General features: G+C 63.6%; 10 protein-coding genes. 4 read left to right on the top strand and 6 right to left on the bottom strand.

The annotated features are described in order from the left end of the window. Window positions 1–10 precede the first annotated feature (10 nt). From LOY45_RS10280 to LOY45_RS10265, 4 genes are read right to left on the bottom strand one after another with little or no spacing between them, the layout of a single operon-like run. Window positions 11–1,420 (bottom strand): efflux transporter outer membrane subunit, encoded by a 1,410-nt coding sequence (locus LOY45_RS10280; RefSeq protein ID WP_258579079.1) that lies wholly within the window; start codon window positions 1,418–1,420, stop codon window positions 11–13. Further along, window positions 1,417–4,500 carry a MexW/MexI family multidrug efflux RND transporter permease subunit gene (locus LOY45_RS10275; protein WP_115087481.1) on the bottom strand — a complete coding sequence of 1,028 codons (3,084 nt, stop codon included), beginning with the start codon at window positions 4,498–4,500 and terminating at the stop codon, window positions 1,417–1,419. The genes LOY45_RS10280 and LOY45_RS10275 overlap by 4 nt, the downstream gene beginning before the upstream one ends. Window positions 4,501–4,522: 22 nt before the next feature. Next, entirely contained in the window at window positions 4,523–5,620 is a 1,098-nt protein-coding gene (locus LOY45_RS10270; RefSeq protein ID WP_115087482.1) for an efflux RND transporter periplasmic adaptor subunit, read from the bottom strand. Between the two features lie 24 nt (window positions 5,621–5,644). Then, entirely contained in the window at window positions 5,645–6,130 is a 486-nt protein-coding gene (locus LOY45_RS10265) for a DUF2165 family protein (protein ID WP_134063206.1), read from the bottom strand. A gap of 329 nt (window positions 6,131–6,459) precedes the next feature. On the opposite strand from LOY45_RS10265, the gene LOY45_RS10260 reads away from it, so the two are divergent. After that, window positions 6,460–7,881, top strand: a complete 1,422-nt coding sequence (locus tag LOY45_RS10260) for a purine-cytosine permease family protein (protein WP_258579078.1) — start codon at window positions 6,460–6,462, stop codon at window positions 7,879–7,881. A 54-nt stretch (window positions 7,882–7,935) separates the two neighbouring features. Here LOY45_RS10260 and LOY45_RS10255 read toward each other — a convergent pair whose 3' ends face one another. Continuing rightward, complete coding sequence (locus LOY45_RS10255; protein ID WP_010227092.1) at window positions 7,936–8,151, bottom strand: TOBE domain-containing protein; 216 nt, start codon at window positions 8,149–8,151, stop codon at window positions 7,936–7,938. Between the two features lie 214 nt (window positions 8,152–8,365). On the opposite strand from LOY45_RS10255, the gene LOY45_RS10250 reads away from it, so the two are divergent. From LOY45_RS10250 to LOY45_RS10240, 3 genes are all read left to right on the top strand, one after another. After that, entirely contained in the window at window positions 8,366–9,541 is a 1,176-nt protein-coding gene (locus tag LOY45_RS10250) for an acyl-CoA dehydrogenase family protein (RefSeq protein WP_115087485.1), read from the top strand. 10 nt (window positions 9,542–9,551) lie between these two features. Further along, window positions 9,552–10,652, top strand: a complete 1,101-nt coding sequence (locus LOY45_RS10245; protein WP_258579077.1) for a sigma-54 interaction domain-containing protein — start codon at window positions 9,552–9,554, stop codon at window positions 10,650–10,652. Between the two features lie 168 nt (window positions 10,653–10,820). Next, a complete protein-coding gene (locus tag LOY45_RS10240) occupies window positions 10,821–11,495 on the top strand; it encodes a polysaccharide lyase family 7 protein (RefSeq protein ID WP_115087487.1) in 675 nt (224 codons plus the stop codon). On the opposite strand, the gene LOY45_RS10235 is transcribed toward LOY45_RS10240, so the two are convergent. Further along, window positions 11,467–12,360 carry a LysR substrate-binding domain-containing protein gene (locus LOY45_RS10235; RefSeq protein ID WP_258579076.1) on the bottom strand — a complete coding sequence of 298 codons (894 nt, stop codon included), beginning with the start codon at window positions 12,358–12,360 and terminating at the stop codon, window positions 11,467–11,469. The genes LOY45_RS10240 and LOY45_RS10235 overlap by 29 nt on opposite strands. Window positions 12,361–12,454: the final 94 nt, after the last annotated feature.

The following is a 12,454-nucleotide window of genomic DNA, read 5'->3' as shown; positions in this document are numbered from 1 at the left end:
GATGAGCCGATCACTGCACCCCACCACTGCCCCAGCCCAACGCCTTGTACAAGGCAATCGCATTCAGGTACGAAGCGGTCTCCGCCTCCGCCACTTCACGCTTGATCAAGAAGAACGCGCGCTGGTTTTCCAGCACGGCCATGTAGGTACCCGCCCCGCGCCGATAGCGCTTGGAGGCGATGTCGATGGCATCAGCGCCATGGGCCGCCGACTGCATCAGCGCGCCGAGGCGGGTCTGGTTGCGGGCCAGGCGAGTGACGGCGTTTTCCACTTCTTCGCGGGCCAGCAACAGTGACTGCTCATAGCGCGCCTGCGCTCCTTGCGATTGCGCCTCGGCAGCTCGCAAACGGGCTTTGGCATTGCCCAAACGGAACGCCGGCCAGGTCACCGTTGGCGCCAGTTCGTAGGCCCGCGCCGCGCTGCCCAGGTCGCCGCTGCGCAAAGCAAAGAAGCCGATGAAGCCGCCCAGGTCCAGGCGCGGGTACAGCTCGGCGGTGGCCACGCCGACGTCTTCGCTGCTGGCCGCCAGTTGCCGTTCGGCACTGGCGACATCCGGGCGATTGCTGATCAGCGCGTTGACGTCGCCCAAAGGCAGTTGCCGCGCCAGCGGTGGCAAAAACCGTGCTTGCGCAGGCTCTTGGGCAAGGCTGGGCGCACGTCCGGTGAGTACATCCAGGCGGTACCCGGCCTCCTGGATCGATGCCTGCAACGGTGGCACCGCCGCTTCGCTGAGCAGCAGGTTGGCATGGGCACTTTGCTCGTCCTCGTACTGGCCGCTGCCGGCACGCACCTGGGCACTGGTGAGTTTCAGGGTTTCGCGCCAGGCCTCGACCTGGGCCTGCGCCACTTCAAGGCTGCGGCGCAAACCCTGTTGCTGGTAATAGGCCCGGGCGACTTCGGCGGCGATGCTCAGGCGCATCTGCTCAAGGTCCGCCCGCGCCGCCTCCGAGCGTGCCTCAGCCGCAGCGGTCAGGCGCTGCAAACGGCCGAACAGGTCGATCTCCCACTGCACGTCAAAACCTGCGCGATAGCTGCGCGAGAACATGCGCTGCGGCTCGCTGCCATCGGCCAGTTGCTGTTGCTCAAGGCTCTGGCTGAAGCCGGTGCGCGCGGTCACCCCTGGATATTGGTCCAGGCGCCGGTCATCGAACAGCGCCCGCGCCGCCAGCAGGTTGGCCTGGGCCTGGCGGATGTCGTGGTTGTGCTTGAGCGCGGTGTCGACCAGGTGATCGAGTTGCGGGTCATCGAAAAACGACCACCACTGCGCCGGCAACTGCGCACCCGCGGCAAACTGCTGCTGTTGCGGCGTGCTCAAGGGGATTGGCGCAGGGGTTGCCTTTTCATAGTCGGGGCCGACCTTGCAGCCCGCCACTGCCAGGCTCGAAAGCACACAGGCCAGGGCCAGGTTCGCTCTGTTCATCCTTCGCTCCTCAGCGCATCAGCCAGGGACACCGCACGCGGCGTGCGCGCAGCCACCGAGTGTTTGCGCGCCAACAGGCTGTACACCGTGGGCAGCACGAACAGGGTGAACAGGGTGCCGATCAACATGCCGCAGACAATCACCAGGCCCAGGCCGAAACGGCTGTTGGCCCCGGCGCCGGAGGCGAACAGCAAGGGGATCAGGCCTACCACCATGGCCGCAGTGGTCATCAGGATCGGCCGCAACCGAATCTGCGCCGCCTTGCTGATCGCCGCAGCACGGTCAAGCTGCTCTTCTTCCTGCAGGGTGTTGGCGAATTCAACCATGAGGATGCCGTGCTTGCTGATCAGGCCAATCAGGGTCACCAGGCCGATCTGGGTGTAGATGTTCACCGTCGCATAGCCCAGTGCCAGTGGAATCAGCGCACCACTGATCGACAGCGGCACGGTGATGAGGATGATCAGCGGGTCGATCAGGCTTTCGTACTGCGCCGCCAGCACCAGGTAGATGACGATCACCGCCGCCAGGAATGCCAGCATCAGCGCACTGCCCTCCTGGGTGTACTGACGCGCATCGGACTGCCAGTCATAGCTGAAGCCGGCCGGCAATGACGCCGCCACCTGGTCGAGAAACGCTACCGCATCGCCCAGGGTCACCCCGGCCGCTGGAATGCCCTGAAAGGTCGCGGCGTTCTGCTGGTTGAACTGGGTCAGTTTGTTCGGCTCGACCTGCTCGGACACCTGCACCACCGTCGACAGCGGCACCAGGGTGCCGTCTTCGCTGCGCACGTACTGGCGGGTCAGGGTTTGCGCGGTCAGGCGCTGGCTGCGCGGGCTCTGTGCGATCACGTCGTAGGAGCGCCCTTCCAGGCCGAAGCGGTTCAAGTAGTTCTCCCCCACCAGCACCGCCAGCGACTCGCCGATGTCCTGCATGCGAATGCCCATGCTATTGGCCTTGGCCCGGTCGACCCGCACCTGGACCACCGGGTTGTTGTAGTCCAGGTCGCTGTCGACCACAGCGAACAGACCACTGTCTCGGGCCTTCTGCTTGATCTCCTCCATGGTCTGGTACAGCACCTGATAATCCTGGGAACTGCGCAGCACCAGTTGCACCGGCAAGCCACCGGTGGAACCCGGCAAGGCCGGCAGCTGGAAGGCGAAGATGCTGGTGCCTTCGACATCGTTGACCGCCGCCTGCAAGTCGACCTGGATCTGCGCAGCGGTACGCTCCCGTTCGTCCCACAACGACAGGTTGATGCCGCCGATGCCCGAGGCCAGGCCGTCGCTGCCGTTGATGATCCAGGTGCTGACAGTTTCCGGCAGGCGGTTGTAGACCTGGTCGAGCTTGTCGGCAAAGCGCTCGACGTACTCGAGGTTGGCGTGCTGCGGCGCCTTGATCGCGGTCAGCAGCCCGGCCTGGTCTTCGGTCGGTGCCAATTCGCGCTGCGGCAAGCCGTACAGCCAGGGCAAGCTGAGCAGCACCAGCAAGGCAAAACCCACGCTCAGCCAGCGCCGTGCCAGGGAGAACTCCAGCGCCCGGCTGTAGCGCGTTGCCAGGGCGTCGAAGAAGCGGTTGGCGGCATGGGCCATGCGCCCTTCCGACTGTTTGGACTGCAACAGGAACGAGCTCATCACAGGCGACAGGGTCAGGGCCACCACCCCGGAGACCACCACCGCCCCGGCCAGGGTCAGGGCAAACTCGCGAAACAGCGCGCCGGTCAACCCGCCCATCATGCCGATCGGCGCGTACACCGCAGCCAGGGTGATGGTCATGGCAATCACCGGCCCGGCCACTTCCCGCGCCCCCACCAGGGCAGCGGCCACCGGAGTCTTACCCTCCTCGATATGGCGGTGGACGTTCTCCACCACGACGATGGCATCGTCCACCACCAGGCCAACGGCCAGGACCATGGCCAGCAAGGTCAACAAGTTGAGGCTGAAGCCGAACATCAGCATCAGCGCCGCCGCGCCAAGCATCGACAGCGGAATGGTCACCACCGGAATCAGCACCGTACGCAGCGAACCCAGGCACAGGTAGATGACGATCACCACGATCAGCAGCGCTTCGAGCAGGGTCTTGGTCACCTCGTCGATGGACGCCTGGATGAAGCGCGCGGTCTCGAACGCCAGCTCGGCCTTGACGTCCGGCGGCAGGGTCTTGCGGATGTCCGGCAGCACCTTGCGGATACCGTCGACGATCACCAGCGGGTTGCCGCCGGGGGTCGGAAACAGGCCCAGGTGCACGGCGCGCACGCCATCCATGGAGGCGCTGGTTTCCACCGAGGCGGCGCCCAGCTCGACGGTGCCGACATCCTTGATGCGCACCAGGCCATTGCCGTCGTTGCGGATCACCAGCTCGCGAAATTCGCCGACGCTGGTCAGGTCGGTGTTGACCCGAATGTTGGAAACCACGAACTGGCCTTTGACCTTGCCGGGCGCTGCCTGGTAGTTGTTGCGCCTGACTGCCTCGGCGACATCCGCAGCCGTCAGGCCGCGTGCAGCCAGGCGCGCCGGGTCGATCCACAGACGCATCGACAGGGTCTGGCCACCAAACACCTGAACCTTGGCCACACCATCGATGGTGGTCAGGATCGGCTCGACCACCCGCGCCAGGTAGTCGGTCATCGCCGGAGTCGACAGGCTGTTGCTGGCAAAGCCGATATAGGCCACCGCCGTCGACTCGCCGGACGAGCGTTCGATCACCGGGTCATAGGCCTGCTCGGGCAGGCGAAAGCGCACCTGGTTGACCTTGGCCATGACTTCGGTCAGCGCCTGGGTCGAATCGCGGTTGAGCTCCATGCGTACGGTGACCAGGCTGCGGCCCTGCACCGAGGACGACGACAGGTAGTCGATGCCCTCGACCGACGACACCGCCTGGGCGATCGGCTGGGTGACGAAGCCCTGCATCAGCTCGGCCGAGGCGCCGGGGTATTCGGTGGTGACGGTGATGGTGGAACTTTCCAGCATCGGGTATTGGCGGATCGGCAACTGGCGCAGGGAGAGGATGCCCAGCAGCAGGATAAGGATGCTGACCACCAGCGCCAGCACCGGCCGACGCACGAACAGATCGGTGAATTTCATCGGAAGGTCTCTGGGCGATCGGTCAGGAGCCGGACAGCGCCGGGGCTTGCAGGGTGTCTGCGGTGGCTTCCACCGCTACCCCGTCACTGAGCTTGAGCTGGCCGGAGGTCACCACCTGGTCGGCCTCGTCCAGCCCTTCGAGGATGATCACCCGGCCGTCCTGGCGCTCGCCGATCTTCACCGGCACCCGTTGCACCACCAGCGCCTGTTGCTGTTCGTCATGGCGGGCGAGGAACACCGTGTCGCCATAGGCGGTGTAGGTCACGGCGGTTTCCGGCACGCTGAGGATCTCGGCCACCTGCGGGTCGGCGACCTTGACGCTGGCATACATGCCGGCCTTGAGCAGCGCATCGGCGTTGTCCAGGGTGGCCTGCACCTGCACCGTGCGCGAACGGCCGATCAATGGGTCAATGGCGGTGATGCGCGCCGGGAATGTTCGCTCGGGATAGGCATCGAGCAGCACCTCGACCGGCTGCCCGGGCTTGAGGTGGATGCTCAGTTGCTCGTCGAGGGAGAAGTTCACATACAAGGTACGGGTGTCGATCAGGCTGACGATGGCATCGCCGACATTCAGGTACTGGCCTTCGTTGACTTTGCGAATGCCCAGCACGCCGTCGAAGGGCGCGCGGATGGTCTTCTGCGCGATTACCGCCTCGGTGTGCGCCAGTTCGCCGCTGGCCATGTCGCGGGCGGCCAGGGCGTTGTCGAGCTGCTCCTGGGTGGCGGCGTTTTCCGCCACCAGCTCACGGACCCGGCGGTGGTTGATCTGCGCATTGTGCAACTGCGCCTGCAGGCGAATGCGTTCGGCCTGCTCGGGGGCGTCGTTGAGGGTGATCAGCACATCGCCACGGCGCACCTTTTGCCCGGAGACGAAGTTGATCCGCGTCACCCGCCCGCCGATCTCAGCCGAGACCAGCACCTGGCGCGCCGCCTCAAGCTCGCCGACCCCGGCGAAAAAACCGTTGGCCGGGCCACGCTGCACCGTGCCCAATGCCACCTTGATAAGCGACCTGGCCGGCGGCGCCGAAGCCTGTGCGCCATGCGGTTGTTGCCAGACCACCAGCAACGCTATTGCTGCGCCCACCAGTACGGTGCCGAGCGCGAGGTTCTTCCTGTTCATCCATCACTCCCTGTGAGGCTGGCCTCAGGCCCACTGCACGTTGAACACCACGAAGGCCAGCAGGGCCCAGAGCACCAGTACCAGATGGGTCAGTTGCAAGCCTTCCTGGCGAATCCAGTAGCCGAACCACAACCCGCCCAGGAGCATGGCGAAGGAAAAACCGAGAAACGCGCTCAGGGCCAGGTTCAGCCAGGGCCGCGCTGGCTCGAGCCCGGTACCGATCAACAGGACGTAGGTGCCGATCAGGGCCGCGACCGCCGCGACCACCTGCAGTACCAGCACCACCAGCAAGGCGATGCGGTGGGCAGCAGTGGCGTGCAGGGCCCGGGACAACAGCGGAATATCGATGGCCGGTGCCTGGCGTAACGGCGCCATGGCCATGGTCGCGCCAACCGCGCCGAGGGAAGCGCGAAACGCCTGCAGGTTGTTGAGTACCGCGATGCCGAGCCAGAGGCTCAGGCCAATAGCCTGAACGGCCTGGAACAGCCAGAGGGAAGTGTGCAAATCCATTTGAACGTCCGTGGTGGTTGAGCGCAATAACACAAGAAAACACTTGGATATTAGAGCCGTGCCTGCCAATGCACAACCCACAGAACGCTAACCACCCTGCTCAGGTAAAACATTGTCGGCGGTCATGCTTTGCCGACGCAGGCTTGCGAAGCCCTGCCCCGACCACTGAATTGATCACCTTCATCCATCGCGACGGATGGGTGCAGCAAAGTCGACACCTTCACTTGACTGTATTTGTATATACATGCTCATATCTGTTTCAGTCGCCCACCTGCGTTCGGCTGGCGACCCGACCGCGACAACACAACAATAGGCGGAGATCCCGAGCAATGACCCAGGCCAATGCCTCGCGCAGCAAGCCCCTGATCGAGCGGCGCTCGATCGACTACATCCCGGAAAACGAACGACACGGACGCCTCTACAGCCAGTTCACCCTGTGGCTGGGCGCCAACCTGCAAATCACCGCAATCGTCACCGGGGCCCTGGCCGTGGTGCTTGGTGGCGATGTGTTCTGGTCGCTGATCGGCCTGCTGCTCGGCCAACTGGTCGGTGGCGCGGTCATGGCCCTGCACGCCGCCCAGGGGCCGAAACTCGGCCTGCCGCAGATGATCTCCAGCCGCGTGCAGTTCGGTGTGTATGGCGCGGCCATCCCGATTGCCCTGGTGTGCCTGATGTACCTGGGCTTCACCGCCACCGGCACAGTGCTTTCGGGCCAGGCCATCGGCCAGTTGCTGAGTGTCAGTGACAGCGCCGGCATCCTGATCTTCGCCGGGGTCATCGTCCTCGCCACGGTGTTCGGCTACCGCATGATCCACTGGATCGGCCGGGTCGCCAGCGTGCTGGGGATCATCGCCTTCGTCTACCTGTTCAGCCGCATCATGGTCATCAGCGACATCAGCCAGTTGCTGGAGAACCGCCACTTCACCTGGGCCTCGTTCCTGCTCGCAGTGTCGCTGTCGGCGTCCTGGCAAATTTCCTTCGGCCCGTATGTCGCCGACTACTCGCGCTACCTGCCGAGCAACACCTCATCGGTCAAGACCTTCCTCGCCGCGGGCCTGGGCTCGGTGGTCGGCGCCCAGGCGTCGATGGTGCTCGGGGTGTTTGCCGCAGCGATTGCCAACGGCCAGTTCTCCGGCCGTGAAGTGGCCTACATCGTTGGCCTGGGCGGTACCGGCGCCACCGCCGCGCTGCTGTACTTCAGCATCGCCTTCGGCAAGGTGACCATCTCCACTCTCAACTCCTACGGCAGCTTCATGTGCATCGCCACCATCATCAGTGGCTTTCGCGGGCACATCGAAGTGACCCGGCGCCAGCGCCTGTTCTTCGTCCTGGCCATTGTCGGTGCCTCGACCCTGATCGCCCTGCTCGGCCAGCATTCGTTCCTGGCTGCGTTCAAGTCGTTCATCCTGTTCCTGCTGACTTTCTTCGTGCCCTGGAGTGCGGTCAACCTGGTGGACTACTACTTCATCACCAAGGAGCGCTACGACGTGCCGGCACTGGGTAATCCCAACGGCCGCTACGGGCGCTGGAACATGCCCGGCATCATCGTCTACACCATTGGCGTGCTGGTGCAGATGCCGTTCATTTCCACCAAGCTCTACACCGGCCCCATGGTTGCCCACCTGGGCGGCGTCGACCTGTCGTGGATCATCGGCCTGGTGGTACCGAGCGTGCTGTATTACCTGGTCGCACGGCGCAAGGCCGCCGATGCCCCGGCGCAGATGATCCTGCCGCAAAGCAGCCATTCCTGAAACAAAAAGGCCGAACCCCGTCGCCGGGGCTCGGCCTGTTTTTGTTCCTGCCCTTCATAGCTTGGCGATCGATACCTCGGTGGATTTGACGAAGGCAATCACTTCACTGCCGACCCGCAGTTCCAGCTCGTGCACCGAGCGGGTGGTGATCACCGAGGTGACGATGCCAGCGGAGGTCTGCACATCGATTTCCGAGACCACCGGGCCTTCGATGATCTCCTTGACCGTGCCTTTGAACTGATTGCGTACGTTGATCGCCTTGATGGTCATGCGCTGCTTCCTCGTCCTGGGGTGCACTGCCGCGCAGTGCTTGAGGTGCAGAGTGCGCCTGGGCAGATAAAATTAAAAAGAATAAATACTTACGAATATAGAACAAAAAGAAATATAAAAATCGTCATATAGAAAGATCCATAAGTTATTTATTTTCAGTTTTTTAGATCCTTTAGCATCGGTGCCACCCTCATAGAGCAAGTGAGCGCCACCTTTGCACAGCACTCCATCGACCCCTCTGCAAATCGCGCGGGAACTGGCCAGTGAGTTCGCCCGCACCGCAGTCGAGCGCGACCGCCAGGGCGGCACGCCCAAGGCCGAGCGCGATGCCATCCGCAACAGCGGCCTGCTGGCCTTGAGCATCCCCCGCGACTTCGGCGGGCTGGGCGCCAGCTGGACGCAAACCTTCGACGTGGTCCGTGAATTCGCCCGTGTCGACAGCTCGCTGGCCCACGTGTTCGGCTTTCATCACCTGATGCTCGCCACCGTGCGTCTGTTTGCCACCCCGGCGCAGTGGCAGCCGTGGTTCGAACTGACCGCGCGCAAGAGCTGGTTCTGGGGCAACGCCCTCAACCCGCTGGACACCCGCACGGTGGTCAAGGACCGCGGCAGCTTTCGTGAATTCTCCGGCAAAAAGAGCTTCTGCTCCGGCGCCAGCGATTCGGAAATGCTCATCGCCTCGGCGGTGGACGAAAGCGCGGGAGGCAAGCTGTTGATCGCGGCGATTCCCAGCGGCCGCACCGGTATCACCCTGCACAACGACTGGCACAACATGGGTCAGCGCCAGACCGACAGTGGCAGCGCCACCTTCGAACGGGTCCGGGTGGAAGAAAGCGACCTGCTGCTCGAGCCCGGCCCCTTGAGCACGCCGTTCGCCTGTCTGCGGCCGCTGATTGCCCAGCTGCATTTCGCCAATATCTTCCTTGGCATCGCCGAAGGCGCCTTCGACGAGGCCCGGCATTACGCCTTGCGCGAATCGCGGCCATGGTTCAAGTCACCCGCCGAGCAGAGCAGCGCCGACCCTTACGTGCTCAACCATTTCGGCGACTTCTGGGTGCGCCTGCAGGGCGCACGTTTGTTGGTCGAGCAGGCCGCCCTCGAGCTGGACCAGGCCTGGGGCAGGGGCGCGGCGTTGAGTGCCGAACAACGCGGGCGCCTGGCCGTAACCATTGCCACCGCCAAGGTTGCCGCCAGCCGTGATGGCCTGGAGATTTGCAGCAAGGTGTTTGAAGTCACCGGTGCCCGCGCCACCCAGGCCTCGGTGGGCCTCGACCGGCACTGGCGCAACCTGCGCACCCAGAGCCTGCACGACCCGCTCGACTACAAGCTGCACGAACTCGGTGAATGGGCCCTGCGTGGGCAATTGCCGACTCCGACCTTCTACTCATAGTGTGACCGCCATGCAATTGTTGACCCTACCGCCCTCCCCGGCCCTGGCCACCTCGATCCGCGCCACTGCGCAAGTGTTTGAAGACCCCAAGTCGCGGGCCTTGCTGACGCACCTGCAGCGGGTTGCGCCGAGTGAAGCCAGCGTACTGATCATCGGCGAAACCGGCACCGGCAAAGAGCTGGTGGCCCGCCACATCCACAACTTGAGCGGCCGGCGCGACAAGCCTTTCGTGGCGGTAAACTGCGGGGCGTTTTCCGAATCGCTGGTCGAGGCCGAGCTGTTCGGTCACGAAAAAGGCGCATTCACCGGCGCCCTCAGCTCCAAGGCCGGCTGGTTCGAAGAAGCCAACGGCGGCACCCTGTTCCTCGACGAGATCGGCGACTTGCCGATGCCGATCCAGGTCAAGCTGCTGCGCGTGTTGCAAGAGCGCGAAGTGGTGCGCCTGGGCTCGCGCAAGAGCATCCCCATCGATGTGCGGGTGCTGGCGGCGACCAACGTGCAGCTGGAAAAAGCCATCAACGCCGGGCATTTTCGCGAAGACCTGTACTACCGTCTCGACGTGGTCAGCCTGGAGCTGGTGCCGCTGCGCGAACGCCCGGGCGACATCCTGCCGTTGACCCGCCACTTCATCCAGGCCTACAGCCAGCGCCTGGGCTATGGCGAGGTCAGCCTCAGCAGCGAGGCCGAAGCCAAGCTGCGCGGCTATGGCTGGCCGGGCAATATTCGCGAGCTGGAAAACGTCATCCATCACACCTTGTTGATCTGCCGCGACGGCGTGATCCGCCAGGAGGACCTGCGCCTGTCGAACATGCGCATCGAACGCGCCGACGACAGCCCCGGCAGTGATGACTCGGCTGAGGGGCTGCTGGAGCGGGCCTTCCAGAAACTCTTCGAGCAGCCCGGCGGCGCCTTGCACGAGAAGGTCGAGGATGCGCTGTTGCGGGCGGCGTATCGGTTCAGTCATTACAACCAGGTGCATACGGCGAACCTGCTCGGGCTGAGTCGCAACGTCACCCGTACCCGGTTGATCAAGATGGGCGAGCTGGCGGTGAATCGCAGGCAGCCTGCGGGGAATACCCAGGGCGAGCGGGTGCTGAATCTGTCCATCTAGTGGACTCATCGCGGGTCAAGCCCGCTCCCACAGGTCTTGCACCTCTCACAGAAATTGCAGCCAGCAATTAATTTAGCCATTGACGAATATTTAGCTTACAGCTAAATATTAGCTCAAGCCCACATTCATTTCAGAGAGGGCCCACATCCAAAACCGAAGGAGAAACACATGAGCGTCAACATCGACCGACTCACCATCACCACCCCGGTGCCCAAGTCCAGCACCGACCCCACCGCCCTGGAATTGACCGGTGCCCAGGCGCTTGAACAACTGCCACAGGTCATCGCCACCTTGAGCGACGGCTCGGTCCGCTTCACCGCCCCGACCAAGGGCGCCTCAAGCAAAAGCACTCACCGCACCCGCTGCGAATGGAAAGAACCCACCTACTGGTCACTCAGCAGCGCCGCCAAACACCACAACCACCAGACCATGACCCTGAGCAAGGTCAACTCGGCGCAGAAGGTGGTGATCTCCCAATTGCACGTCAAGAACGACGACAGCCCGGCGGTCAAGGTGTTCTGGAACAAGGGCAAGCTCACCTACGGCTTTCGCCAGAGCTACAACCAGGCCGCCCCGGCCAGCGTCACCCTGCTGGCCAACGTGCCGCTGGGCGCCGCGTTCGAGATCATCCTCGATGTCACCGCCCAAGGCGTGGTCACCCTCGTCGCCACCTGCAACGGCACTACCGGCAGCAGCGGCGCACTGCAGATGGACAGCAGCTGGAACAGCCGCACTTTCAACTTCCATGGCGGGGTCTACAACCAGATCGACTACAGCGACAGCACCCCCAGCACTGACGGTTCAATCTGCATCATCAACGCGCTGGCGCTGGGTCACCATTAAGCCCTGAGCTGCCCGCCAGGCGCTGCTCCAGCCATTGGCAGAAGCTCACAGTCAAGGCCTCCCCTTCACTGTTGCGGTGCACCAGCCATGCCCATTTGGGACCGCGCACGGTCTGCTCGGTCAGGGCCACCAGGCTGCCTTGCACACGAGCCTGCTCGGCCAGCAAGGCACTCACCAGCGCAATACCCAAGCCCTGGCTGGCAGCGTCGAGCAACTGCCCAGGGTCGGAAAAATTCAGGCCCTGCAGCTTCTGCCCTACGCCCTCGCCACCCTGGGTGTGCCAGTAGCTCCAGTCCATTTCCCGCTCGCCATGCAAAGTGGTCCGCTGCTGCACCTCTTGCGCCAGCAAGCGCGGGTGACAGGCCGGATACAAGCGATCCTGCAACAACACACGAAAGCCACAATCGGCCTGGGCGCTGATGTCGTCACGCACCGCGACGTCAATCGTCTGGGTGGTCATGTCGGGGATTTCATCGCTGGTGAACAGCCACAGGTCCACTTCCGGGTGCCGGCGATGGAAGTCGCCCAGGTGCGGCACCAGCCAGTGCCGGGCGAACGCCGGAGTAGTGTTGACCACCAGTTGGTTGGGTTTGCGGTACTGCTCCAGGCGGCGAATGCCTACGGTCAGTTGTTGCAGCATTACCTGGGTGGTGCTGAGCAGGTCATGGCCGGCATCAGTGAGCGACACACTGCGCCCTTCGCGAAAGAACAGCGGTTGCTCCAGGTAGTTTTCCAGGCTGCGGATCTGCTGGCTGATCGCCGACTGGGTCAGGTGCAACTCTTCGGCGGCCTTGTGAAAACTGCCCAGGCGCGCTGCCGCTTCAAAGCCGCGCAAGGTATTGAGGGGTGGCCAGTATTTCAGCATGATTGATAAGCCCAGCTAATCATATATCGGCAAAATCCATCGTTTGTTCAGGTGCAAAGCCCAGTTATAGCATGGACACCCAGGCAACAACGCT

Source organism: Pseudomonas wadenswilerensis, from assembly GCF_024749185.1.
GTDB lineage: Bacteria > Pseudomonadota > Gammaproteobacteria > Pseudomonadales > Pseudomonadaceae > Aquipseudomonas > Aquipseudomonas wadenswilerensis.
This window is presented reverse-complemented; position numbering and strand designations above follow the sequence as displayed.